Genomic DNA, 24,666 nt, shown 5'->3' with positions numbered 1-24,666 from the left:
GAAGCGGCTCACTAAAGATTGATAAGCTGGCCGTCGCGGGCCGCGAACGCGCCGGGGAAGGCAGCTTTTGCCGCCTGTTCCAGCTCTTCCATCTGGTGGTCGGTGCGCGACGGAGCATGGTGGAAAAGGGCGATCTGCTTCGTACCCGCCTCCGTGGCGAGCTTGACCGCCTGCTGCCAGGTGGAGTGACCGAAGCCGCGATAGCGTTGCATTTCGTCGTCCACATAGGTCGCATCATAGATCGCGAGATCGGCGCCGGCCATCAACTCCAGCGCGACCGGATCGAGCGTGCCGGGCTCGTGCTCGATGTCGAAGACCAGAGACAGGATCTGGCCCTGCCATTCGATGCGGTAGCCGATGCAGCCTCCGGGATGGTTGAGCGCGAAGGTCTGTATGGTAATGCCCGGGCGCGGCCTCAGCACGTCTCCGGCATGGAAATCCCGAAAGTTCAGGCTTGCCTCGCAGATGTCCGTCTTCACCGGGAACCAGGGAGGGCTGATGAACTGCTCCACGATCTGCCGCGTGCTCATCTTGCCGGCAAGATGTCCCGACCAAATGTTGAGGTTGATCCTGGGATAGTAGATCGCCTTGAAGAAAGGCAGCCCGATGATGTGGTCGTAGTGACAGTGGGAGAAAAAGAGGTCGACGTCGGTGACGCCTTCTTCCAGCAGAGCGAGCCCCGCTTCCCGCAATCCGGATCCTGCATCAAAAAGGAGTTTGTGGTCGCCGCAGCGCACTTCGATACAGGCTGTATTACCGCCGTAACGCTCGAATTCCGGTCCCGAGACCGGTATGCTGCCGCGCACACCCCAAAATTTCACCTGAAACACGTCGTTACTCATCAGCTTTTCAAACTGGGCTCCTGAATTTCGCCATCGTAATCACACTTTCCACAATCTGCGAAGCATCGGCTTTCCGCGAAATCGCCCGCCACCCAAAAAATGGGGGCGAATGATACGCCGAAAAGGGACGAAAATTCCTACGAGGGGGACTGTTTCGCACGCCTCCTGCGATTTCTCGCCATCAACGGAAGTCTTTCGCCGACGCCACAAATTGCCTAAAAAGTATCTTCGGCCAATATTTATGCAGCTCACTTGACTCTAGCGCACAAACGTTTTTATTTGATTGAACAAATAGCATTTTGGCAAATGGGCCTCGCCGGGGATGACAATTCCCCTGTGGGGCCCTTGTCGTTATAGGTGGTTGTTCGTGAGTGGAATTGCAATTCCCGTCGGTGTGCTTTTCTCAAGGTCGGGTCCCTATGCCGACCTTGGGGAGCAAGGCTACGCCGGCGCGCTCGCGGGAATCGAAGCAGTAAACGCACAAGCGGGCCACTCGTTCCGGCTGCAGGCGGTTCCCGCCGATCCGCAGGGCTCGACGGACCGCTATGCGACGCTCGCCACGGACCTCGTATCCACACACAAAGTGCAGCATATCGTCGGCTGCACCACATCCTGGAGCCGCAAGGAAGTCATCCCCGCTCTGGAGAAGACTGGCGCGCTCCTTTGGTACCCTTGCGTCTACGAAGGCTTCGAGGCGAGCGAGAACGTGGTCTATGTCGGCGCCTGCGCCAACCAGCATATCCTGCCGCTCCTGGAATTCGCGCTGCCTGCCTTCGGCCGCAACGCCTTCCTCCTCGGTTCCAACTACATTTGGGGCTGGGAGACCTGCCGCATCGCCCGCGATGTGATAAGCCGCTCAGGCGGGCAGGTGATGGGCGAGCGGCATGTACCGCTCGGCGACACAGATATCGGCCGCATCGTCGAGGAAATCCGCCGCAAGAAGCCGGATTTCATCCTGAGCTCGCTGATCGGCCCGTCATCCCATGCGTTTCTCGAAGCCTATCGCGCGCTCGGCGAGGTGGATCCCGACTTCGCGCCCGGCAATCGGCCAGTGCTGAGCTGTAATCTCAGCGAAAACGAGATCGCCCATATCGCGCCCGCTGCCGAGGGCCACTTCACCATCGCCACCTATTTCGAGGCGCTCGCAGGTGCCGCCAACACCGCATTCCTGGCGAGCCTGCCTGTCGAGACGCGGGCGACCGGCGTTTCCGCCTTCTTTGCGCAGGCCTATACGAGCGTCCTGCTGATCGCAGCCGGCCTGAAAAGGACCAGGCAGGGCTCGGCCATGGACGTGCTCGACGCCGTCAAGGCCGAAGGGGTCGCCACCCCGATCGGCAACCTCAGGGTCGATGCCGGCAACAACCACATCCATGTTCCCGCCCACATCGCCCGCGCCACGACCGACGGCCGCTACGAGATCATCCGAGAGGGATCATACGCCATTGCACCGGATCCCTTCCTGACGCGTGCCATGCTTTCCATTCCCGAGACCGAACCCGGCACGACACCTGTCAGACCGACATTGAGGATCGTCAAATGAGCAACGGCTTCATGACACCCTCCTTCGAGGGCTTCCGAGCCCTTATCCTGCATCGCGAGCACGCCAACACCGAAGCGCTGGAACGCCAGTTCGCGCGCATCGGGGTCAGGACCATGACCTTCTGGCCGGACCTCGCGCCGGATTGCAGTTTCGCCGATTTCGACATCCTGCTCTTCGACGCCGACATGGGCTATGACGAGCAGTTTCCCTGGGCGGCCGGCGAGGCGCCGATACCGACGATCGCCCTCATCGGTTCGGAAGCGCCGGGCCGGGTGACCTGGGCCGTCAGCCACGGCGCCGACGCTCAGCTCCTGAAGCCGATCGGAAGTTCGGGCGTCTATTCGGCGCTCGTCATCGCCACCCATGCCTTCAAGCGGCGCAAGGCGCTCGCCAGCCAGATCTCAACTTTGAACGACCGGCTCGCAAACCGGGAGAACCTGGCAGAAGCGACGGCGGTGCTGATGGTGCGCCACGGCATTTCGGCGGCCAGCGCCTATGCCTTCCTACGCCGCCTGGCGATGGAGGAGCGCCGTACGATCGACGAGATCGCGCTTGCGATCCTTGCCGAAACCCAGAACGAAAGCGGACAGCGCCATGGCGGGTGAAGTAACCGTGCCGGGCCACGCGCCGTCGGCCAGTCCCGGCATCCTGCGCCGTCTGGCAGCGCGCCGCCTGGCGCTCTTCGGATTGTTCGTCATAGTGGTGATCGTGGCTCTCGCAGTCCTGGCGCCCTGGGTTTCTCCATACAATCCGGATGAACAGTTCTTCGACGGGCTGACGCTGGAGGGCGCGCCGCTGCCGCCGAATGCGCAATTCTGGTTCGGCACCGATCTCGTCGGCCGTGATCTGTTGAGCCGCATGATCTACGGCGCGCGCACCTCGCTTATCATCGGCGTCATCGCCAATGGTGTTTCGATCCTCATCGGCTCCGTGATCGGTATCACGGCCGGCTATTTCCGCGGCTGGGTCTCGACCGTGCTGATGCGCTTCACCGACCTGATGATGGCTTTTCCGGCGCTGCTGCTTGCGATCGTGCTTGCGGCAATCTTCCGCCCGAGCCTGCTGATCGTCGCCATGGTGATCGCCATGGTGAACTGGGTGCAGGTGGCGCGCGTACTCTATACCGAAACGCGCTCGCTTGCCGAACGCGACTTTGTCGAGGCAGAGCGGGCGCTCGGCGCCAGCACCTTCCGCATCCTGACAAAGCACATCTTCCCGCATCTGTCGTCGACCATCGTCGTCTATGCGACGCTCGGGATTGCGACGACCGTGCTGCTCGAGGCGACCCTCAGCTATCTCGGCATCGGCGTGCAGCCACCGACGGCCTCCTGGGGCAATATCATCTTCGAGAACCAGACCTATTTCACCTCGGCCCCCTGGCTCGTCTTTATTCCCGGCTTTGCGATCATCCTGCTCGCTCTTGCCTTCAATCTGGTCGGCGATGCGCTGCGCGACATCCTCGATCCGACACAGCAGGGCCACCACTGATGCTTTCCTATCTCACGCGCCGCCTGCTGCAATCGCTGCTGATCCTGATCGGCATCAGCCTCGTCACCTTCGTGCTGCTTTACCTGCTGCCGGCCGACCCGGCCCGTCAGATCGCCGGGCGCAGCGCCACGGCCGAGACGGTTGCCAACATCCGCCGCCAGCTCGGCCTCGACCTGCCCTTCTACCAGCAATATTTCCGCTACGCCCTCGGCCTGCTGCATGGCGATTTCGGCCGGTCCTACCTGCAGAAGACTGAGGTCGCCGAACTCATCGCCTCGCGCCTGCCGGCAAGCCTCATCCTGATGGCAGGCGCCATCACCTGTGAGCTCGTCATCGGCATTGCCATGGGCCTCGTCTCCGCCCTGAAGCGCGGCAGTGCAGTCGACAACGGGCTGATGCTGATTTCCTTCGTCGGCGTCTCGGCGCCGCAATTCGTCATCGGCATCATGATGCTCTACGTCTTCGCCGTTCTGCTCGGCTGGTTTCCGATCGGCGGCTACGGCGGCTTCTCACATCTCGTGCTGCCGTCGCTGACGCTCGGCATCCTCGGCGCCGGCTGGTACGCCCGAATGATGCGCTCCTCGATGCTCGACGTGCTGCGCCAGGATTTCATCCGCACCGCCCATTCCAAGGGGCTGAGGCGAGCGACCATTCTTTTCCGCCATGCGCTGCCGAACGCGATCCTGCCTGTAATCGCCATGATCGGCATCGACATCGGCATGTTCATGTCGGGCATCGTCGTCGTCGAGAGCGTCTTCGGCTGGCCGGGCATCGGCCAGCTCGCCTGGCAGGCCATCCAGCGCGTCGACATTCCGATCATCATGGGCGTGACGCTGGTTTCGGCGATCGCCATCGTGATCGGCAACCTCATCGCGGACCTGATCGCTCCCATGATCGATCCGCGCATCAAAGTCCGCTGACCCTCGGGCCGGCGGAAAAAAGACAACTGCAGAAGAAAATCATCTTAGAGGAGAACGATAATGCGTAAGGGATTTCTAACGGGCGTGGCGGCACTTGCCATCGCCGCCGCCAGCTTCGGGTTGGCCCAGGCCGAGGACAATATCAAGCAGGGCGGCTCGATGGTCGTCACCTACAAGGACGACGTCTCGACGCTCGATCCGGCGATCGGCTACGACTGGCAGAACTGGTCGATGATCAAGAGCCTTTTCGACGGGCTGATGGATTATGAGCCCGGCACTTCGACGCTGAAGAAGGACCTCGCGGAAGACTACACGATCTCCGACGATGGCAAGACCTTCACTTTCAAGCTGCACAAGGGCGTGAAGTTCCACAACGGCCGCGAGATGACAGCCGAGGACGTCAAGTATTCGCTCGACCGCGTTACCAATCCGGAAACCCAGAGCCCCGGCGCCGGTTTCTTCGCCTCGATCAAGGGTGCCGACAAGATGGCCGATGGCTCGGCCAAGACGCTGGAAGGTGTCACCGTCGTCGATCCCTACACCATCAAGATCGAGCTTTCGCGCCCCGACGCCACCTTCCTGCACGTGATGGCGATCAACTTCGCCTCCGTCGTTCCGAAGGAAGAGGTCGAGAAGTGGGGTGCCGATTTCGGCAAGCATCCTGTCGGCACCGGCGCTTTCAAGCTTGCCGAATGGACGCTTGGCCAGAAGCTCGTCTTCGAGCGCAACAAGGACTACTGGAACAAGGACCTGCCGAAGCTCGACCAGATCACCTTCGAAATCGGCCAGGAGCCGGTCGTGGCGCTCCTGCGCCTGCAGAAGGGTGAAATCGACATTCCGGGCGACGGCATCCCGCCGGCAAAGTTCCTCGAGATCAAGAACGACCCGACCTTCTCCAAGCTCATCATCGAGGGCGGCCAGCTTCAGACCGGCTATATCACGATGAAGACGACCATGAAGCCCTTCGACAACGTGAAGGTGCGCCAGGCCGTCAACATGGCGATCAACAAGGAGCGCATCGTCCGCATCATCAACGGCCGCGCGGTTCCCGCAAACCAGCCGCTGCCGCCATCGATGCCCGGCTACGCCAAGGACTACGAGGGCTACAAGTACGATCTTTCCTCCGCCAAGGCGCTGCTGGCGGAAGCCGGCTACCCGGACGGCTTCGAGACCGAGCTCTATGTATACAACACCGATCCGCAGCCGCGCATCGCCCAGGCGATTCAGCAGGACCTTGCGGCAATCGGCATCAAGGCCGAGATCAAGGCTCTCGCCCAGGCGAACGTGATCGCGGCCGGCGGCGAGCCGGACCAGGCGCCGATGGTCTGGTCGGGCGGCATGGCGTGGATTGCGGACTTCCCGGATCCCTCCAACTTCTACGGCCCGATCCTCGGTTGCGCCGGCGCGGTCAAGGGCGGCTGGAACTGGTCCTACTATTGCAACAAGGATCTCGATGCCCGCGCGGCTGCCGCCGATTCCATCGTCGATCCGCTCAAGAAGGAAGAGCGCGAGGAAGCTTGGCGCTCGATCTATCTCGACATCATGAAGGACGCGCCCTGGGTGCCGGTGTTCAACGAACAGCGCTTCACCGTCCGCTCCGAGCGGCTCGGCGGTCCGGACGCGATCTTCGTCGATCCGGTCCACGTTCCCGTCAACTACGATCAGGTCTACGCCAAAGATGTGCAATAACTGCAACTACACCATTCACGGCGCCAAGCATCACTACGGGTGGGATCGTTCGATCCCACCCGTAGAGAAGGTCGCGCCGGGTTCGAAGATCTTCTTCGAATGCAAGGATAGCGGCAGCGGCCATTTCAAGCCGGAAAGCACGGTGACCGACGTCTCGACGCTCGACTTCTCGAAGGTGAACCCGGTCACCGGACCGATCTACATCGACGGCGCCAAGCCCGGCGATGCCGTGAAGGTCACGATCCACGAGTTCGAGCCCTCGGGCTTCGGCTGGACGGCGAACATTCCGGGCTTCGGCCTGCTCGCCGACCAGTTCAAGGACCCGGCGCTCCTGCTCTGGAAATACGATGCCTCGACGATGGAACCGGCGCTCTACGGCAAGCACGGCAAGGTGCCGCTGAAGCCGTTTGCGGGCACGATCGGTCTTGCTCTTGCCGAGCCCGGCCTGCACTCCGTCGTGCCGCCGCGGCGCGTCGGCGGCAATCTCGACATCCGCGACCTTTCATCGGGCGCGGTGCTCTACCTGCCGGTGGAGGTCGAGGGCGCCCTGTTTTCGATCGGCGACACGCATGCCGCCCAGGGCGATGGTGAAGTCTGCGGCACGGCGATCGAAAGCCAGATGAACGTCACCGTGACGCTCGACCTGGTGAAGGACGCAAACCTCTCGATGCCGCGTTTCACGACGCCGGGACCGGTGACGCGCCATCTCGACGCCAAGGGCTACGAGGTGACGACCGGCATCGGCGCCGATCTGATGGAGGGTGCCAAGGCCGCGGTCGCCAACATGGTCGACCTGCTTGGCAAGCAATACAACCTTTCGGCAGAGGACGCCTACATGCTCTGCTCGGTCTGCGGGGATCTGCGCATCAGCGAGATCGTCGACATGCCGAACTGGGTGGTGTCCTTCTATTTCCCGCGCATCGTGTTCGAATGACGAACCGGAGGCCGCCTTCCGATGCGGCCTCCCCACATCCCGCAACTGAAACGACCCAATGATCCCGACCGCCGTATCATCCCCCGACCTGCTGCTTTCCGTCCGTGATCTCGTGACTCAGGTCGCAACGCCCGCGGGCGCGAAGACCGTGGTCGACCGCCTGAACTTCGACCTGAAGCGCGGCGAGACGCTCTGCATCGCCGGCGAAAGCGGCTCGGGCAAATCCATGACGGCGCTTTCGCTGATGCAGCTACTGCCCAAGCCGATGGCCCGCGTTGCCTCGGGAAAGGCGCTGTTCAAGGGCACCGACATCTTCGCACTCTCCGACGAGGCGCTGCGCAAGGTACGCGGCCGAGAGATCGGCATGATCTTCCAGGAGCCGATGACCTCGCTCAACCCGGTGCTGACCATCGGCCGCCAGCTTGTCGAGGCGATCACCGTGCAGAAGCCGATGAGCCATGCCGACGCCATGGCGGAAGCCCGACGCCTGCTCGACCAGGTGCAGATCCCGGATGCGGCGCGGCGGCTCAGCCAGTACCCGCACGAGCTCTCGGGCGGCATGCGCCAGCGCGTAATGATCGCGATCGCGCTGTCGCAGGGGCCGGACATCCTGATCGCCGACGAGCCGACGACGGCGCTCGACGTGACGGTCCAGGCGCAGATCCTCAGCCTCATCCGACACCTGCAGAAGGAACGCGGCACCTCCGTCATCATGATCACCCATGACATGGGCGTCGTGGCCGAAATGGCCGACCATGTGCTGGTGATGAAGGACGGCAAGGCGGTCGAATACGGCGCGGCTGCCGAGATATTCGAGAAGCCCGAGCAACCTTATACCAGGATGCTGCTCGACGCCGTGCCTAAGCTTGGCGAAATGAACGGCACCGACCTGCCGAAGCGCGCCAAGGCCCTTCCGACCGCGGAGCTACCGGCCGGCATCGCCGACGACACTGTCATCGTCGACGTCGCCGACCTGACCGTGCGCTTCGACATCAAGGGCGGCATCCTGCAACGGCCAGTGAGCCGCGTGCATGCCGTCGAAGGGCTGAACTTCCAGATCCGCAAGGGCGAAACCCTGGCGCTCGTCGGCGAATCCGGCTGCGGCAAGTCGACGACCGGCAAGGCCCTCATGAACCTGATCCCGTGGACCGGCTCGATCCGTGTCGGCGGGCGCGAGACGAACGGGCTTTCGCGCGCTGCCATGAAGCCTGTGCTGCGCGATGTGCAGATGGTGTTCCAGGACCCCTATGCGTCGCTCGACCCGCGCTATCGCGTCGGCGATCTGGTCGCCGAGCCCCTGCTGATCCACGGTATTGCGAAGGGAACTGAACTCAAGGACCGTGTCGAGTATCTCTTCCGCCGCGTCGGCCTCTCGCCGGAACAGGCAAGCCGCTATCCGCACGAATTCTCGGGCGGCCAGCGCCAGCGCATCTCGATTGCCCGCGCGCTTTCGCTGTCTCCCAAGGTCATCATCGCCGACGAAAGCGTTTCGGCGTTGGACGTCTCCATCCAGGCACAGGTGCTCGACCTGCTGCAGGACATCCAGAACGAAACGGGCATCGCCTATCTCTTCATCTCGCATGACATGGCGGTCGTCGAACAGATCAGCCATCGTGTGGCGGTCATGTATGGCGGACAATTCGTCGAGGTCGGCACGCGGCGGCAGGTCTTCGAAAATCCGCAGCACGACTACACCAGACAGCTTCTTTCGGCCGTTCCCGTGCCCGATCCGCGCCGCGAGCGCCGGCTCTACATCGAAAACGCCCGCGAGATCCGCAGTCCGATCCGTCCGCTCGACTATGTGCCGGTCTACAACAAGCTCGTCAGCGTCGGTGAACACCATCTCGTCGCGACCAGCGCCTGAGCAGCGCAAAGCCCGCGCCCGAGCGCCGTCTTCATCTGGGCAGCTCACGGGAACTGTGGCATAACTGATCCATGGCGATAAATGTCCTGGCGGTCCATCGCGACACAGTCGGGACGGAACAGGCGGCCGGCAATTCGCTTGCAGCCGCCTATTCCGTGGCGGTTCTCTGTTGGCTGCTGTCGGCAGGAGTCTATATTGCTGCGAAATGGGTCTCCCCGGAGATGCCGCCTTGGGCGCTCTGCTTCTGGCGCGTTCTGATCGCCTGGGCGATCCTGCTGCCGATCGTGCACCGGCATTTCCGCGAGATGGTCGCGCTGGTGCGGGCTCGCGCCCTCGAACTGCTTTTCATTGGCGGAATGGGGTTGGCGATCTGCCAGGGCATGATTTTCGTCGGCCTCGAATATGCCGATGCCACCACCGCCGGCATCATCATCGCTTTGATCCCGATCATCACCATGATCCTTGCCCGCTTCATGCTCGCCGAGCCGATGGGGAGCTGGCAGGTGATCGGGTCGATCCTGGCCTTTCTCGGGATCGTCGTCATCATCGTCAAGGGTAGCCCGGCCGCGCTGATGCATCTCGACCTCAATCCCGGTGAACTGTGGATCGTTGCCGGCGCCTTCTGCTTCAGCTTCTACACCGTCCTGCTTCGCCGGGCGAAGTTCGGTGTCGATCGCCTTTCGCTGCTGGTGCTGCTTCTTGGGGCAGCGGTGATCACGGCGCTGCCGTTCTACCTCTTCGAGCTTGCCTCCGACGAACGCTCGACGCTGAACGCCAGCGGGCTGATTGCGCTCGCCTATGTCGCGATCCCCGGCGGGGCGCTTATGTACTATCTCTTCAATTGGAGCATCGAGGCCCTGGGCGCGGCTCGGGCGGGCGTGCTCCTGTACATCCAGACGATCTTCATCGCCGTGCTTGCCTATCTGATCCTCGGCGAGCGGTTGCAGCGCTATCACCTCGAAGGCGCGGCACTCGTCATCGCCGGCTTGCTTCTCATCATCCTGCTGAAGCCGAAGGCCACGGCGGAGACGGCAAAGGCCTGAGGACGGGCTGTGTGGTGCCCTGCATCACACGCCCGATGTGACGCGGACAACAATGTCACGAAACCGCAATCAAACTGTCGCATAGCTGTCATGCGCGGTGCCTAAATGTCGCCTTAATTTCCTCAGCGCGACATCCGGTCTCATGAACATTTCCCATAGCCATTCGCCTGCTGCCGTTCGCGCAGCGGGACTGGAACTGAGCTATGGCGCGTCGGCGATCCTGCGCGGCATCGACTTCTCCCTCGAGAAAGGCAAGACCCTTGCGCTTCTCGGTCCTTCCGGCTGCGGCAAGACCACGCTTCTGCGCCTCGTAGCCGGGCTGCTGGCGCCGACTAGAGGAGCGATCGACATTGCCGGGCGGGCGGTTGCGGATGCAGCAACGAAGACCTTTGTTCCGCCCGAGCGCCGCGGGCTCGGCATGGTCTTCCAGGACTATGCGCTCTGGCCGCACCTGAACGTCGGGCGCAACGTTTCCTTTCCGCTCGAGATGCGCGGCCTCGGCAAGGCCGAGCGCGAGAGCCGGACAAAGCGCGCCCTCGAACGCGTCGGGCTCGGCGCCTACGCCGACCGGCGCCCGAGCGACCTTTCCGGCGGACAACAGCAGCGTGTGGCGATCGCCCGCGCCATCGTTGCCGAGCCCGAACTCATCCTCTTCGACGAGCCGCTCTCCAACCTCGACCGCGAACTGCGTGACAACATGGTAGGAGAGATCGCCGGCCTGATCTCGGGGCTCGGCCTCACCGCGATCTATGTCACCCACGACCACGCCGAGGCACTGACGCTTGCCGACGAAGTGGCCGTGATGCGTGCGGGCATGATCGAGCAGCTCGCTTCACCCGACAGGCTGGTTGACGCGCCGGCAACGCCTGAGGTCGCAGAGTTCCTGCGGCTTGGCTGCCTCGCCGAGGCCGAAAGGCGCGGCGCCGTCTGGTTCCTCAAAGGCAGCGATATCGCGATAGGGGAGGCGGACGCCGCGGGCCGCACCGCGCGCGTGCTCATCCCGGTCGCCTCCATTTCCACCGTTGCACAGTCGCCTGACGGGCTCTCTGCAACGGTGCTGCGCTCGCAATTCCGCGGCGACGGGCATCTCGCAAGCGTTTCGCTCGCAGGCCTGCCGGGCCTGGAACTGCAGGTATTGAGCCGGGCGCGGCTGCGGCCCGGCGAGGGGATCGGCCTTTCGATCGACCCTGCGCAGATACGCTGGTTTCAAGACACGGTTCAAATGTCCAAACAGGAGAAGCTGGAGAATGTTTAATTCATTGAAGAAAATCACGCTCGGCGTCGTTGCCGCAGCCCTGATGTCGGGCGTCGCACATGCCGACATCACCGTCTACACCGCCGGCCCGCAGAGCCTGATCGACAAGCTTTCGGCCGGCTTCACCGCCCAGAGCGGCATCAAGGTCAACGTCTTCCAGGCAACGACCGGCAAGGTGATGGCCCGCATCGAAGCGGAGGCCGCAAACCCGGTCGTCGACGTGCTGATCTCGGCTTCCTGGGATACGGCAACCGACTTCGCCAAGCGCGGCTGGCTCGTCTCATACACCAGCCCGAACGCCGCCAAGGTTCCGGACTTCCTGAAGACGGATACGGCCGTCGCGCAGGGCATCTCCGCCCTCGGCATCGCCTGGAACACCAAGAGCGGCACGCCGAAGCCGGCCGAATGGGCAGACCTCGCCAAGCCGGAATACAAGGATCTCGTCAACATTCCGGATCCCGCACAGTCCGGCTCGTCCTTCGAGCTCACCGCAGCACTTGCCGGCCAGGACGACTGGAAGCTCTTCCATGACCTGAAGGCGAACGGCGCGATCGTCGCAGGCGCCAATGCCGAAGCCCTCAACCCGGTCCTGCAGGGTGCCAAGGCCGCCGTCTTCGGCGCCGTCGACTACATCGCGCTCGCCGCCAAGGCCAAGGGCGAAAGCATCGACGTGATCTTCCCGGAATCCGGTACGGTCATCGCACCGCGCCCGGCGATGATCCTCAACTGGTCGAAGCAGCAGGACGAAGCCAAGAAGTTCATCGACTACATGCTGTCGGATGAAGGCCAGAAGCTCGTCGCCGACCAGATGCTGATGCCCGCGCGCACGGACATTCCGGCGAGCCGCCCGCTGATCAGCGATCTCAAGCTCCTGAAGTACAGCACGGCCGATGTCTACGGCAAGCGCAAGGAAACGCTGAAGCAGTTCGCCGACATCTTCGCGGTCGGCAACTAACGGAAGGGCAGGGCGGATGAAAGGGAACGGAATCGGCGGCACGACGCCCGCAGCCTGGGTGGCGACCGCCGGACTGATCCTTGTCGTCGCCGTTCCCTTCCTCGCCGTGGTGCTGCAAGGCATCTTTCCCGAACTCGGACGGGGCTCCTTCGAAGCCCCGTTCTCCTCGCTGATCACGACGCTCGCCGACGACGCGCTGCTCGGCATGGCCGGCAACACGATCCTGCTCGGCGGCTGCGTCGTACTCGCCTCGGCGCTGGTCGCAGTGCCCCTCGGTGTCTTCCGGGCGCTCTACCGCATTCCCTTTGCCGCTTTCTGGGACGTGCTGCTGCTCGTGCCCTTCATGATCCCGCCCTATATCGCGACGCTCGGCTGGATCATGACGCTGCAGCCACGCGGCTATCTGCAGCAACTCGCCGGCTTCAACCTCGCGCCCTTTCTCTTTTCGCTCGCCGGCATGACGCTGGTCATGGCCTTCAACACCTTCCCGGTCGTCTATTTCGCCGTCTCGCGCACTGTCGAGGCCGTGGGCGCCCGCTATGCCGATGTCGGCCGGGTCTTCGGCGCCTCGCCGGCGCGCGCCTTCTGGCGCATCACCCTGCCGCTTTCGGCTCCCGGGCTTGCGGCAAGCCTCATGCTGGTCTTTGCCGCGGCGATCGAGGAATACGGCACGCCGGCGGCACTGGGCCGCCGCACCGGGTTCCAGGTCCTCGTCACCGGCATCGATCTGCGCGTCACCGACTGGCCTATCGACCTGCCGGGCGCGGCGATCCTCTCGCTGCTCCTCGTTTCCATGTCGCTCGTCACTTTCCTGCTGCAGCGCTGGATACTTGCGCGCCGTTCCTACCAGACCGTCGGCGGCAAGCCCCAAGGCAAGGACAAGCTGCCGCTCGGCGCGCTCAAGGTGCCGGTGCTTCTTGCCTTCGGCGTCGTCGCGTTCCTGGCGACCGGCGTGCCGCTGCTCGCGATCCTCGCGACCGCTTTGTCACGGACGATCTCGGGCGGGCTCTCGGCGGACAACATGACCCTTTCGAATTTCGCAGCTGTCTTCCAAAACAGCTCGGGGGCGCTCGGCGCGCTGGCGAACAGCTTCTCGCTCGGCATCGGCACGGCGCTGATTACCGGCCTGCTGGGCGTGCTGGCGGCCTATACGGTGGTGAAGTCGAAGCTCAGCGGCCGCATGGCAATCGACATCATGACCATCCTGCCGAACGCACTGCCGGGCATCGTCGTCGCCGTCGGCCTCATCCTCGCATGGAACATGCCGGGTCTGCCGGTGACGCCCTACAATACCGGCTTCATCCTGCTGCTGGCCTATTGCTGCATCCTTCTGCCACAGCCGGTGCGATACGCAGCCGCCGCCTTCCAGCAGATCGGCGACAATCTGGAGGCGGCGGCCCGCGTCTGCGGAGCAAGCGGCTTCACGGCCTTCCGCCGCATCATGCTGCCGCTGGTCTTTCCGAGCCTTGCCTCAGCGATGCTTCTCGTCTTTGCGCTGGCATCGAGGGAACTTGTCGCCTCGGTCGTCGTTGCACCGGTCGGCATGCAGACGATCGCGACCTTCATCTGGCGCCAGTTCGAGCAAGGATCGGTCGGTCTTGGCATGGCGATGGCCTTCATCGCCATCGTCATCACCACGCTGCTGCCGCTCTGCGTGCTCGGCGCGATGCGAAAAGGCGGCTTCATTCAGGACTGACAGCATGAAAATCAAGGCAATCTCAGGCTATGGCGGCAAGACCCCGGCCTGCTTCCTCGTCGAGCTTTCCGGGAGGCGCTTTCTCCTTGATCTCGGCGAAGGCCCTGAACCCGGGGTGTTTCCGGACCTGGCCGGCGTCGGCCCGATCGACGCCGTGCTTGTCAGCCACAGCCATAAGGATCATGTCGGCGGACTGCATCTTCTGGGACAGGTCGGCTCGCCGCCGGTCTATTCCACTGCGATGGCGAGGACCATCTACGGTGGTCCGGCATTCGACCCATCCCGTGACCTGCCGCTGCACGGCAGCGTCGACATTCTCGGCGTTACGGTCGAAACAGGCCTCGCCTCGCATGCGCCTGGCGGCATATGGATGCGGCTCGGCGGCGAAGACGGCGTGCTCTACACCGGTGATTGGACGCTGGAGAGCGCGATCTACCGCTTCGACCCGCCGCCACAGGCAGCCGTGCTGATCTGCGATGCCTCCTACGGCAACTACGAGGCATCCCTTGCCGACAGCCTGCCGGAACTCGCAACGGAGGCAGCGAGGGGACCGCTGCTATTGCCGATGCCCCCGGCAGGCCGTGGGCTCGATGCCGCGGTGATCCTCGCCGAGGCCGGATTCGAGGTATCCATCTGCCGTGCCCATCGCGAGGTCGCCACGCGACTGATCGAGAGCAAGGCCGGCGAGGTCACAGAAGAGGCCAAGCAGCGCCTTTACGACATGCTCGGCGAGGCCGGCGAGCTCACCGAGACGTCGATCGCCAGCGGCGTCTTGATCGCTGCGACGGCAGATGCAGCAGGCGGCATTGCCCAGACCCTCGCTTCGCGCTTTTCGGCCGACCGATCGGCCGCCATCATGTTCACCGGCCATCTCGCGAAGGGTACGCCCGGCAAGGAGCTGGTTGAGCAGGACAGCGCGCGGTTCATCCGGTGGAATGTCCATCCGCGGGCAAGCGATTTCCGTTGGCTGGTCGAATGCGTGCGCCCGCGAGCGATCCTGCCGGCCTTTATCGGCGAGCCCGGCCTTGGCGAATTCATCGCCGCCAATCCGGGCATGCATTTCGTCGCCGGCGAGGTCGAACTCGGCTAGGGCTCGATGCCTCCACCGGCGCAACGCGATACTCGGTCATGCTTCATGCTGGGACCATCGGTTCGTGACGCGGAAGCAGCTCTTCCTCATTCCTATGGCAACGAGATGCCTCCGGCGACAGCCATTTCCACATCTGCCTTCATCCGACAGAGGATCAGGTCAACTGCTTCTTTGCCCCGTCTGACGGGGGTCCGAACGGCGCTGCAGGAGAGACGCAATGACGCTGTGCCGCGCTCACGCATTGCCGGGGCGGGCCGCCGCCTGCTAAGACAGTCTGCAAATCAATTTCATGACTTATCTTGTTGGAGCCACGGGAGGCTATCGCTGCCATGTCAGATCTTGCCCAATCACTCGCGTCCATCCGTATTCCCGACCTCGCCGGCAAGGCCGTGCTCATCACCGGCGCCTCGACCGGGATCGGCGCCGCGGTCGCCCGCGCCTTTGCCGCGCAGGGGATGAAGGTCGGCGTCCATTATAATGCAAGCCGCGAGCCTGCCGAAAAGCTGGCCGAAGAGATCAAGTCCGCAGGCGGCACCGTGCATCTGATCCAGGGGGACGTTTCGACGGCAGGGGAGACGGAGAAGGTCGTCGAGAAGGCGGCAGAAGCATTCGGCCGTCTGGACGGCCTCGTCAACAATGCCGGCGGCATGCTCGGCCGCAAGCCGACCTCGGAATATACCGACGAGCATTATGTGAAGGTCATGGACCTCAACGCGCGCTCGGTGCTGGCGGCAACCCGCGCCGCTCTTCCCTGGCTGAAGAAGCAGGGCGGCTTCATCATCAACACGACTTCGATCGCTGCGCGCAACGGCGGCGGCGGCGGCGCAATCCTCTATGCCGCGTCGAAGGGCTTCGTCTCCACCATCACCCGCGGCCATGCCAAGGAATTCGTCGGCGAGAAGATCCGCGTCAACGCGGTGGCGCCGGGCGTCATCGCCACGCCGTTCCATGAGCGATACACCGACGATCAGACGATGGAGCTGCAGCGCAAGACCATTCCCATGGGCTTCGTCGGCACCCCCGAAGACTGTGTCGGCGCCTATCTCTTCCTCGCGTCACAGACGCTTTCGGGCTACATCACCGGCCAGATCATCGAGGTCAACGGCGGCCAGCTGATGCCTTGAGCCAAGGCTTGCGTGGAGACGAGCGCCTGTCAAAATAGGTTCGTCTCCACGGAACTTTCCCATGACCACTTCGTTTTCGCTTGGTTGACCAAGGGCGAGACGACGATGAGTTTTTCTTTTTCCGAACTCGACTTCATGAAGCCGGAGCTCGGCGCCGAATACACCGGATCCGGAACACATTTCGCCGTCTTCTCCGCCCACGCGGAACAGGTCGAGCTCTGTCTCTTCTCCGAGAACGGCAAGAAGGAGATTGCGCGCCTGCCGCTTCCGAAGCGCGAGGGCGACATCTGGTCCGGCTATATAGCGGGCGTGGGGCCCGGAACGGTCTACGGCTATCGCGCCCACGGACCATACGAGCCGAAGGCCGGCCATCGCTTCAACCCGAACAAGCTGCTGCTCGATCCCTATGCCAAGCAGGTGCTGGGAGAGCTCAAATGGAACGATGCGCTGTTCGGCTACAAGATTGGCGAGGACGACCTTTCCTTCGACGAGCGAGACAGTGCGCCCTTCACCGTGAAGGGCGTCGTGCAGGATCCGGATTTCGACTGGGCCGGTGAAGAGGCGATCCGCAGGCCATGGACCGAGACCATCATCTACGAAGCGCATGTGCGCGGCCTGACGATGACACATCCGAAGGTGCCCGAAAAACTGCGCGGTACCTTCCTCGGCATGTGCAGCGACCCTATCGTCGATCACCTGCTGCAACTGGGCGTCTCGGCGGTCGAGCTGCTGCCGATCCAGTATTTCCTCGACGACCGCTATTTGATCGAAAGGAAGCTTAGAAATTACTGGGGCTACCAGACGCTCGGCTTCTTCGCGCCGCAATCGCGCTACATGTCCGGCGACAAGATCACCGAGTTCAAGACCATGGTGAAGAGGTTCCATGCCGCAGGCATCGAAGTCATCATGGATGTGGTCTATAACCACACCGCCGAAGGCAGCGAGAAGGGGCCGACGCTCTCCTTCCGCGGGCTGGACAATGCGAGCTACTACATTCTCTCGCAGGACGATCCGCGCCACACCTTCGACACCACAGGCACAGGCAATACGCTGAACGTCGCCAATCCCATGGTGATGCGCATGGTGCTCGACAGCCTGCGCTATTGGGTGGGCGTCATGCACATCGACGGCTTCCGCTTCGATCTTGCCAGCACGCTCGGTCGCCAGGACCTTGAATTCGACCGGCAGGGCATCTTCTTCGGCGCAATCCGCCAGGATCCGATGCTTGCGGGCGTCAAGCTCATCGCCGAGCCCTGGGACGTCGGGCAGGGCGGCTATCAGGTCGGGGGCTTTCCCCATCCCTTCCGCGAATGGAACGACAAGTTCCGCGACGATGTCCGCCGCTTCTGGAAAGGTGACGGCGGAATGGTTCCGGACATGGCGTCGCGCATCACCGGCTCGGCCCTGCAGTTCAACCATTCGGACCGTGGTGCGACATCCTCCGTCAACCTGCTGTCGGCTCATGACGGCTTTACGCTGATGGACACCGTTTCCTACAACGACAAGCACAACGAGGCGAACGGCGAGGACAATCGCGACGGCCATTCGGACAATCATTCCGACGACATGGGGGCAGAAGGCGCAACCGATGATGCGGACATCAACGCCGCCCGCGCCCGCCGCCGCCGCAACATGATGATGACGCTGATGCTTTCGCAAGGCGTGCCGATGATCCTCGCCGGCGACGAGCTCGGCAACAGCCAGGGCGGGAACAACAATGCCTATTGCCAGGACAACGAGATCGGCTGGACGGACTGGTCGGGTCTCGACGACCCCTTCCTGGACTTCTGTTGCAAGGCTGTGGCGTTCCGCAAGGCACATCCGGTGCTCAGGCAAGAGCGTTTTCTGACCGGCGAAAGCACCGAGGAAGGGCGCATCGAAATCGCCTGGCACAAGCCCGACGGCGACTTCATGGATGACGACGCCTGGAACGACGACGGACTGCGCATCCTCGGAGTATTCCTGTCGAGGAGCGTCCATGCCCTCGAGACCGACGCGATGGACGACATCTTCCTCGTCTTCAATGCGGGTGACGATTGTGAGTTCACATTGCCTGAAGCCAATGGCTTCAGCGAGTGGTCGCGCGTGCTGGATACAGCGGAAGAGGACGGCTTCACTCTTCGCAAGGAGACGAATCCGGTCAGGATCCGAGGCGCCAGCGTGGCCGCCTTTGCCCCGCAGGGTATTGCCGAACCATTGAAGATTGCGAAGCAACAGGCAAGCGCCGGTCGCCGCAAGTGGTTCCAGTTCGGCCGCAAGGAGAAATGAGCCACCGGGACGAAGCTGCCATGAACGCAGACGCTATTGCCGCACAGGGCCTGATCTATGTGAGCGACACCGAACCCGGCATACGCCGCCATCGGAAGGGCAAGGGGTTCTGTTACAGCATGCCGGACGGCACGCTTCTCGGCGACCCGGAGGAGCGGAGGCGTATCGCATCGCTCGGCCTGCCGCCGGCCTACCGGGACGTCTGGATCTGCCTTCATGAAAACGGCCATCTGCAGGCGACGGGCTTCGACGCCCGCGGGCGCAAGCAATATCGCTATCATCGCGACTGGCAGGTCCTTCGCAGCGTCGCGAAATTCGACCAGCTTGCCGAATTCGGTGACGCCCTACCGAAGATCCGTCGCACGGTCCTGCGCCATCTCGATACCGGGACGGAAGACATCAACGGCATTCTGGCAGCCCTCACCACACTGCTCGACGAGGCACACCTGCGCGTTGGCAACCAGGCCTATGTCAAGGAAAACGGCACCTATGGCGCCACCACGCTGCTTAAGCGGCATCTCAAGCTGGTTGACGGCCGCATCGAACTCAAGTTCCGTGCGAAGGGTGGCAAGCGGGTGCAGCGCAGCCTCAAGCATCCGCGGCTGCAGAAGATCCTCGAGGAGATCGCTGACCTGCCGGGCCGTCAGCTTTTCGTCTGGAAGGACGAGGCCGGAGCGCTGAGGCCGATCGATTCCGGCCGGCTGAATGCCTATCTCGCGGAAATCTCCGGCGTTGCGATCTCCGCCAAGACATTCCGAACATGGGCGGGATCGCTCGCAGCCTTCGGCGCTGCCCGCAACGCCGTCGCCGCCGGGCGACAGCCAACCGTGAAGGAAATGTCCGAGGCCGCATCGGGCACCCTGTGCAATACCCCTGCGATCTGCCGCTCCAGCTACATTCACCCCGCAATCATCGCACTTGCCGAAAAAGACATCGCCGACACGGCCCGGGACATGGAACTGCCGGGCGGGCAATCGCGCGGGCTGCGGGCCGACGAAGCCAGGCTTCTCGATTTCCTGACCCGGCAGGCGAGGCCCATGGCAAGCGCGCCCGCGCTACGCAAGGCATCCTGAGAAAGGAGCCGGGAATCGTCCGGGCCGGACTGATGGACGGAGACCGAACCAAGACACCTGCTACAATGGACCAACGAGCGCGGGAGGCGGTCATGGAACCCCAGAAAATCCGGTTCGAGCGGAACGACTGGATGCCGAACAATCCCAACTTTCCCGTGCTCTTGTACCGCGCGGTACTCGACGGCACAGCTGACATGGCCAAAGGCTTCGAATTGCACTTTGCCGGCAACGGCTGGGGAATGTTCTGGCGCAACGGTGTCTTCCCCTTCCATCATTATCATTCCAACGCCCATGAGGTGCTGGGGTTTGCGAGAGGCACCGTGCGGCTGATGCTCGGAGGACCAGGCGGCGCCGAAGTCGAAGTGAATGCGGGCGATGTTGCCATCCTTCCGGCAGGCACCGGCCACTGCCGACTGAGCGTCAGCCCGGATCTGCTGGTCGTCGGCGGCTATCCGCCCGGCGAGGACCGGGATCTCTGCCACGAGGCAGCCACGCCGGAACAACTGCGCAGCATCCGTACGCTGCCCGCGCCGGCGACCGATCCCGTTACGGGACGAAGCGGCGGGCTGACCGAGATCTGGCGCTAGCGAAGGCCGTCCAGAAGTTCGCGCGGAACATTTCTGCGTACGGATAGTTGGAACCCTTGTCGGGGACAGCCGCCCGACTAACTCTACGTAAGAGCAGGGCCAAGGGACGCAGGCGACCCAACCGGAGCAATCTGCATGGCAGCGCGCGCGAGCTGGAAGGGATATCTGAAGGTCGGGGAGCTCAGCTGCGCCATCGCTCTCTATTCGGCGACTTCTTCGTCCGAACGCCTCTCCTTCCATATCATCAACCGCAGGACCGGCCATCGCGTCGAGCGCCAGTTCGTCGACAGCGAGACGGGCGAGCCCGTCGGCCGCGACGACCAAGTGAAAGGGTTCCGGCAGGAGGGCGGCGATTATCTGATGATTGAGGGCGACGAGATCGCGGCCGCCGCTCCCGATGGCGACAAGACGCTGACGATCGAGGATTTCATCGCGTACGACGACATCGACAAGCTCTATTTCGACCGGCCCTATTATCTGGCACCGGCCGACGATGTGCAGGCAGAGGTGCTTGGGCTCCTGATGCAGGCCATGCAACAGAAGAAGGTGGCAGCGCTTGCCCGCGCCGTGCTCTTCCGGCGCTACCGGACGCTGCTGATCCGCCCGCACGGGGACGAGCTTGTCGCGACGACGCTCAACTTCGACTACGAGGTGCGTTCAGCCCGCGATGCGTTCAAACAGATCGGCGACGTCAGGGTAACGGGTGAGATGCTCGACCTCGCCGGTCACATCATCAAGACGAAGCTCGGGAATTTCGATCCTGCCGCCTACGAGGATCGCTATGAAGCGGCCCTCGTCGAGTTGGTGCGGGCAAAGATCGAAGGTCGGCTGGTCAGCAAGAAGCGGCCGCGGGCCGAACGCAAGGTCATCGACCTGATGGAGGCGCTGCGGGAGAGCGCCAAACTCGGCGCCACCACCAAGGCGCCCAAGAAACCGGCCCGTAACAAGGATAGCCGGCAGAAGAAGGCGAGTTGACCATGGCGCTCGAGACCTACCAGTCCAAGCGGGATTTCAAGAAGACACCGGAGCCGAAAGGCGCGAAGGCACCTGGCAAGGGCTTCAGCTTCGTGATCCAGAAGCACGACGCGACCCGGCTGCACTATGATTTCCGGCTCGAGATGGATGGCGTTCTGAAGAGCTGGGCGGTGACGAAGGGGCCAAGTCTCGATCCCGAGGACAAGCGTCTCGCCGTCCATGTGGAGGACCATCCGCTCGACTATGGCGATTTCGAAGGCATCATTCCGAAGGGCCAATATGGCGGCGGAACCGTCATAGTCTGGGATCGCGGCACGTGGAAACCGATCGGCGACCCCAGGAAAGGCTATGCAAAGGGCCACCTGGAATTCGAACTCGATGGAGAGAAGCTGCACGGGCGCTGGCATCTCGTGCGCATGCAGCCGCGCGAAGGCGAAAAGCGCGAGAACTGGCTGTTGATCAAGGGTGACGACGCCGAGGCCCGGCACGACGGTTTCGACATTCTCGAAGAGCTCCCTGACTCGGCAAAGACCGGGCGCAGCCTGGAAGAAGTCGCCGAGGATCCGGACAAGGTGTGGAATTCCAAGCCGAAGGGCAAGGCGACCGTGACTGCTCGGAAGAAGGCAGCGCCTGCCGCGAAGGCGACGCAGTTTCCAAAGGGTGCGAAGAAGGCGGCGATGCCGGATTTCATCGAACCGGCACTCACCAAACTCAAGCCGAAACCGCCGGCCGGTGAGCGCTGGGTTCACGAGATCAAGTTCGACGGATACCGGCTTCAGGCGCATATCGAGCATGGCAACGTCAGGCTGCTCACGCGCAGCGGCCTCGACTGGACGGAGAAGTTCGGCAAGGCCGTCGTGGAGGCAATGGCCTCGCTGCCGGCAGAGCAGGCGATCATCGACGGCGAGATCGTTGTCGAGCGTGACAACGGCGCGTCCGATTTCTCAAGCCTCCAGCAAGACCTGAGCTCGGGCCGTAGCGATCGCTTCGTCTTCTACGGCTTCGACCTCATCTATCTCGACGGCCACGACCTGCAGGGCGCCACGCTGATCGACCGGAAGGCGACGCTGAAAGGACTGCTTGCCGATGCCGCTCCCTGCCTGCGCTACAGCGAGCACTTTGAGGACGACGGAGGGCTGGTGCTGACCCATGCCTGCCGCCTTAGCCTGGAAGGCATTGTCTCCAAGGAGCGCGACAGCAAATATGTGTCGGGACGGAGTGGCCAGTGGATCAAGTCGAAATGTTCCGACCGCCAGGAGTTCGTCATCGGCGGCTATGTGCCATCGACGGCGATGAAGGGTGCGATCGGCTCGCTCGCTCTCGGTGTCTACGAGGACGGGAAGCTCAGGCATGTCGGACGCGTCGGCACCGGCTTTTCCACTGCGGTGGCGACGGAGCTCTACGGCCGGCTTTCCGCAATGGAGCAGAAGGACAGCCCCTTCGGCGACCGGCTGACGGCCGAGGAACGCCGCGCTCTGGTCTATGTCAAGCCTGAGCTTGTCTGCGAGGTCGAGTTTCGCGCATGGTCCGCCGATGGTAACCTGCGCCACGCGGCCTTCCGGGGCCTGAGGGAAGACAAGCCGGCGAGAAAGGTCGTTCGGGAAATGGAGACGTCTCCGTCGAAAAACCTGCCGAAATCGGCAGTGCAGCTTAGCCATCCCGACCGGATCTACTGGCCGGAGGAAGGGGTGACCAAGGAAGGGCTCGCGAACTACTACGCGCAGGTCTGGCGGCACATGGCGCCGTTCATCGTCAACCGGCCGCTCGCCCTTCTGCGCTGCCCCGACGGCATCGCCGGGCAGCGTTTCTTCCAGAAGCATGCCTGGAAGGGCATCAATCCCCATATCGAACAGATAACCGACCCCAAGGACAAGGCTGGGGAAAAGCTGCTGCGGATCATGGATTTCGATGGGTTGACGGCGCTCGTGCAGGCGGCTGTCCTCGAAATCCACCCCTGGGGCACCACGACGGACAATTGGGAAAAGCCGGACATGATCACCATGGATCTCGATCCCGGCGAGGATGTCGAGTGGCCCGCCGTTATCGCTGCGGCGATCAACATCAGGGAACGGTTCGCAGCCGCCGGCCTTGCCTCATTCGTCAAGACCTCCGGCGGCAAGGGTCTGCACGTCGTCGCGTCACTGAAGCCCAAGGCCAACTGGACGGCGGTGAAAGCCTTCGCCAAGACGCTCGCCGATTCCATGTCGGCCGACGAGCCCGACAAATATCTGGCGACGGCGACCAAGGCCAAGCGAAGCGGCAAGATCTTCATCGACTACCTGCGCAACGGCCGCGGCAATACCGCCGTTGCGCCCTATTCGACAAGGGCGAGGCCCGGTGCCGCCGTCTCCATGCCACTTGCTTGGGAGGAACTGACGGAGAAGATCGGCCCCGCCTATTTTACCGTCGACAACACGCCTGCCCGGATCCAGGCGCTTGCGAGCGATCCGTGGGAGGGCTTCTTCAAGGCGGCCGAACCTCTTGCTGCGCCGAAGAAGGCACTAAGCTAGCGCGGCTTCGACTTCTTGCGCTCGGCAAGGCTCTTCTTCAATGCATCCATGATGCTGACGACATTGCCACCTGTCGGCGCAGGTTCCGGTCGTGGCTTCGGTGCGACCTTCGCCTGCCCCTTCTGCTTGGCCCTGATGATGTCCTTCAGCCGCTTCTGGATCGGGTCCTTGACCATCGAAGGGCTCCATTTGCGCGTACGCTCCTGGATAAGCTCCTTCATCAGCGGAAGCATCTTGGCATCTGCCTTCGTGTCGGCTTCGAGCGCCTCCTCGGGCATGTTGCGCACCTCGCCGCCATAGCGCAGCGTCCAGAGGATGATGCCGCTCTCCCGTGGTTCCAGGAGCACGGCATGTTCGCGCCGGTAAAGCACCAACCGGGCGATACCGACGACCTTGTTTGCCTCCATCGCATCGCGAATGACGCAAAAGGCCTCGGTTCCAACCTTGTCATCGGGCGTCAGGAAATGCGGCTTGTCGTACCAGATCCAGTCGATCGAATCCCGGGGCACGAATGTGTCTATGTCGATCGTGCGGGTACTTTCGAGCCCGACCGCCTCGATCTCATCGTCCTCGAGCAGCACGTAATCATCCTCGCCGCGGGCGTAGCCCTTCACCTCGTCCTTCTCGGAAACGGGCTTGCCGGTGACGGCGTCTAGATATCGGCTTTCGACGCGATTGCCGGTCTTGCGGTTCAGAACGTGAAACCGCACCTTGTTGCTTTCGGTTGTGGCGGGAACGAGCGAAACGGCGGCCGTGACCAGCGACAGCTTCAAGTAGCCTTTCCAGAATTTCTGCCGGGCCATGGCGGCCTCC

General features: G+C 63.0%; 20 protein-coding genes. 18 read left to right on the top strand and 2 right to left on the bottom strand.

The window, feature by feature from the left end; translation table 11 throughout:
• Positions 1 to 11: 11 nt before the first annotated feature.
• Positions 12 to 842: an MBL fold metallo-hydrolase gene (locus tag EV286_RS24150; RefSeq protein ID WP_132959720.1), complete on the bottom strand. Its 831-nt coding sequence runs from the start codon at positions 840 to 842 to the stop codon at positions 12 to 14.
• A gap of 367 nt (positions 843 to 1,209) precedes the next feature.
• On the opposite strand from EV286_RS24150, the gene EV286_RS24145 reads away from it, so the two are divergent.
• The 18 genes from EV286_RS24145 to ligD all read left to right on the top strand — a co-directional run bounded on the left by EV286_RS24145 (position 1,210) and on the right by ligD (position 23,853).
• Positions 1,210 to 2,382 carry a transporter substrate-binding protein gene (locus EV286_RS24145; protein ID WP_245500811.1) on the top strand — a complete coding sequence of 391 codons (1,173 nt, stop codon included), beginning with the start codon at positions 1,210 to 1,212 and terminating at the stop codon, positions 2,380 to 2,382.
• Positions 2,379 to 2,987 carry an ANTAR domain-containing protein gene (locus tag EV286_RS24140; protein WP_132959718.1) on the top strand — a complete coding sequence of 203 codons (609 nt, stop codon included), beginning with the start codon at positions 2,379 to 2,381 and terminating at the stop codon, positions 2,985 to 2,987. Before EV286_RS24145 ends, EV286_RS24140 begins: the two co-directional genes overlap by 4 nt.
• Positions 2,977 to 3,870, top strand: a complete 894-nt coding sequence (locus EV286_RS24135; protein WP_165932926.1) for an ABC transporter permease — start codon at positions 2,977 to 2,979, stop codon at positions 3,868 to 3,870. The genes EV286_RS24140 and EV286_RS24135 overlap by 11 nt, the downstream gene beginning before the upstream one ends.
• Positions 3,870 to 4,790, top strand: a complete 921-nt coding sequence (locus EV286_RS24130) for an ABC transporter permease (RefSeq protein ID WP_132959717.1) — start codon at positions 3,870 to 3,872, stop codon at positions 4,788 to 4,790. Before EV286_RS24135 ends, EV286_RS24130 begins: the two co-directional genes overlap by 1 nt.
• Before the next feature lie 60 nt (positions 4,791 to 4,850).
• Positions 4,851 to 6,479: an ABC transporter substrate-binding protein gene (locus EV286_RS24125; RefSeq protein ID WP_132959716.1), complete on the top strand. Its 1,629-nt coding sequence runs from the start codon at positions 4,851 to 4,853 to the stop codon at positions 6,477 to 6,479.
• Complete coding sequence (locus tag EV286_RS24120) at positions 6,469 to 7,413, top strand: acetamidase/formamidase family protein (protein ID WP_132959715.1); 945 nt, start codon at positions 6,469 to 6,471, stop codon at positions 7,411 to 7,413. Before EV286_RS24125 ends, EV286_RS24120 begins: the two co-directional genes overlap by 11 nt.
• A 58-nt stretch (positions 7,414 to 7,471) precedes the next feature.
• Entirely contained in the window at positions 7,472 to 9,277 is a 1,806-nt protein-coding gene (locus EV286_RS24115) for an ABC transporter ATP-binding protein (protein WP_132959714.1), read from the top strand.
• A gap of 71 nt (positions 9,278 to 9,348) precedes the next feature.
• A complete protein-coding gene (locus EV286_RS24110; protein ID WP_132959713.1) occupies positions 9,349 to 10,320 on the top strand; it encodes a DMT family transporter in 972 nt (323 codons plus the stop codon).
• 142 nt (positions 10,321 to 10,462) lie between these two features.
• Positions 10,463 to 11,575 carry an ABC transporter ATP-binding protein gene (locus EV286_RS24105; protein ID WP_132959712.1) on the top strand — a complete coding sequence of 371 codons (1,113 nt, stop codon included), beginning with the start codon at positions 10,463 to 10,465 and terminating at the stop codon, positions 11,573 to 11,575.
• Positions 11,568 to 12,530 carry an ABC transporter substrate-binding protein gene (locus tag EV286_RS24100; protein ID WP_132959711.1) on the top strand — a complete coding sequence of 321 codons (963 nt, stop codon included), beginning with the start codon at positions 11,568 to 11,570 and terminating at the stop codon, positions 12,528 to 12,530. The genes EV286_RS24105 and EV286_RS24100 overlap by 8 nt, the downstream gene beginning before the upstream one ends.
• A gap of 16 nt (positions 12,531 to 12,546) precedes the next feature.
• Positions 12,547 to 14,226, top strand: a complete 1,680-nt coding sequence (locus tag EV286_RS24095) for an iron ABC transporter permease (RefSeq protein ID WP_132959710.1) — start codon at positions 12,547 to 12,549, stop codon at positions 14,224 to 14,226.
• 4 nt (positions 14,227 to 14,230) lie between these two features.
• Positions 14,231 to 15,316 (top strand): MBL fold metallo-hydrolase, encoded by a 1,086-nt coding sequence (locus EV286_RS24090; protein ID WP_132959709.1) that lies wholly within the window; start codon positions 14,231 to 14,233, stop codon positions 15,314 to 15,316.
• A 329-nt stretch (positions 15,317 to 15,645) separates the two neighbouring features.
• Positions 15,646 to 16,440, top strand: coding sequence for an SDR family oxidoreductase (locus tag EV286_RS24085; RefSeq protein WP_132959708.1), 795 nt, complete (start codon positions 15,646 to 15,648; stop codon positions 16,438 to 16,440).
• A 105-nt stretch (positions 16,441 to 16,545) separates the two neighbouring features.
• Entirely contained in the window at positions 16,546 to 18,708 is a 2,163-nt protein-coding gene (glgX, locus tag EV286_RS24080; RefSeq protein WP_132959707.1) for a glycogen debranching protein GlgX, read from the top strand.
• 20 nt (positions 18,709 to 18,728) lie between these two features.
• Positions 18,729 to 19,781 (top strand): DNA topoisomerase IB, encoded by a 1,053-nt coding sequence (locus tag EV286_RS24075; protein ID WP_132959706.1) that lies wholly within the window; start codon positions 18,729 to 18,731, stop codon positions 19,779 to 19,781.
• A gap of 92 nt (positions 19,782 to 19,873) precedes the next feature.
• Positions 19,874 to 20,368: a cupin domain-containing protein gene (locus EV286_RS24070; RefSeq protein WP_132959705.1), complete on the top strand. Its 495-nt coding sequence runs from the start codon at positions 19,874 to 19,876 to the stop codon at positions 20,366 to 20,368.
• Between the two features lie 135 nt (positions 20,369 to 20,503).
• Positions 20,504 to 21,343 carry a Ku protein gene (locus tag EV286_RS24065; protein ID WP_132959704.1) on the top strand — a complete coding sequence of 280 codons (840 nt, stop codon included), beginning with the start codon at positions 20,504 to 20,506 and terminating at the stop codon, positions 21,341 to 21,343.
• A gap of 2 nt (positions 21,344 to 21,345) precedes the next feature.
• On the top strand, positions 21,346 to 23,853 hold the full coding sequence (ligD, locus tag EV286_RS24060; protein WP_132959854.1) for a DNA ligase D: 2,508 nt from the start codon (positions 21,346 to 21,348) through the stop codon (positions 23,851 to 23,853).
• On the opposite strand, the gene EV286_RS24055 is transcribed toward ligD, so the two are convergent.
• Positions 23,850 to 24,656 (bottom strand): Ku protein, encoded by an 807-nt coding sequence (locus EV286_RS24055; RefSeq protein ID WP_132959703.1) that lies wholly within the window; start codon positions 24,654 to 24,656, stop codon positions 23,850 to 23,852. The two genes, ligD and EV286_RS24055, sit on opposite strands and share 4 nt — an antisense overlap.
• Between the last annotated feature and the right edge of the window lie 10 nt (positions 24,657 to 24,666).

The sequence above is a fragment of the Rhizobium sp. BK251 genome (assembly GCF_004345245.1).
Lineage (GTDB): Bacteria > Pseudomonadota > Alphaproteobacteria > Rhizobiales > Rhizobiaceae > Rhizobium.
This window is presented reverse-complemented; position numbering and strand designations above follow the sequence as displayed.

Coding starts and splice junctions, on each gene's coding strand:
- EV286_RS24115 (WP_132959714.1), top strand. CDS start 7,472: ATGATCCCGACCGCCGTATCATCCCCCGACCTGCTGCTTTCCGTCCGT.
- EV286_RS24085 (WP_132959708.1), top strand. CDS start 15,646: ATGTCAGATCTTGCCCAATCACTCGCGTCCATCCGTATTCCCGACCTC.
- EV286_RS24075 (WP_132959706.1), top strand. CDS start 18,729: ATGAACGCAGACGCTATTGCCGCACAGGGCCTGATCTATGTGAGCGAC.
- EV286_RS24135 (WP_165932926.1), top strand. CDS start 2,977: ATGGCGGGTGAAGTAACCGTGCCGGGCCACGCGCCGTCGGCCAGTCCC.
- EV286_RS24125 (WP_132959716.1), top strand. CDS start 4,851: ATGCGTAAGGGATTTCTAACGGGCGTGGCGGCACTTGCCATCGCCGCC.
- EV286_RS24090 (WP_132959709.1), top strand. CDS start 14,231: ATGAAAATCAAGGCAATCTCAGGCTATGGCGGCAAGACCCCGGCCTGC.
- ligD (WP_132959854.1), top strand. CDS start 21,346: ATGGCGCTCGAGACCTACCAGTCCAAGCGGGATTTCAAGAAGACACCG.
- glgX (WP_132959707.1), top strand. CDS start 16,546: ATGAGTTTTTCTTTTTCCGAACTCGACTTCATGAAGCCGGAGCTCGGC.
- EV286_RS24140 (WP_132959718.1), top strand. CDS start 2,379: ATGAGCAACGGCTTCATGACACCCTCCTTCGAGGGCTTCCGAGCCCTT.
- EV286_RS24105 (WP_132959712.1), top strand. CDS start 10,463: ATGAACATTTCCCATAGCCATTCGCCTGCTGCCGTTCGCGCAGCGGGA.
- EV286_RS24120 (WP_132959715.1), top strand. CDS start 6,469: ATGTGCAATAACTGCAACTACACCATTCACGGCGCCAAGCATCACTAC.
- EV286_RS24150 (WP_132959720.1), bottom strand. CDS start 842: ATGAGTAACGACGTGTTTCAGGTGAAATTTTGGGGTGTGCGCGGCAGC.
- EV286_RS24110 (WP_132959713.1), top strand. CDS start 9,349: ATGGCGATAAATGTCCTGGCGGTCCATCGCGACACAGTCGGGACGGAA.
- EV286_RS24070 (WP_132959705.1), top strand. CDS start 19,874: ATGGAACCCCAGAAAATCCGGTTCGAGCGGAACGACTGGATGCCGAAC.
- EV286_RS24055 (WP_132959703.1), bottom strand. CDS start 24,656: ATGGCCCGGCAGAAATTCTGGAAAGGCTACTTGAAGCTGTCGCTGGTC.
- EV286_RS24065 (WP_132959704.1), top strand. CDS start 20,504: ATGGCAGCGCGCGCGAGCTGGAAGGGATATCTGAAGGTCGGGGAGCTC.
- EV286_RS24100 (WP_132959711.1), top strand. CDS start 11,568: ATGTTTAATTCATTGAAGAAAATCACGCTCGGCGTCGTTGCCGCAGCC.
- EV286_RS24095 (WP_132959710.1), top strand. CDS start 12,547: ATGAAAGGGAACGGAATCGGCGGCACGACGCCCGCAGCCTGGGTGGCG.
- EV286_RS24130 (WP_132959717.1), top strand. CDS start 3,870: ATGCTTTCCTATCTCACGCGCCGCCTGCTGCAATCGCTGCTGATCCTG.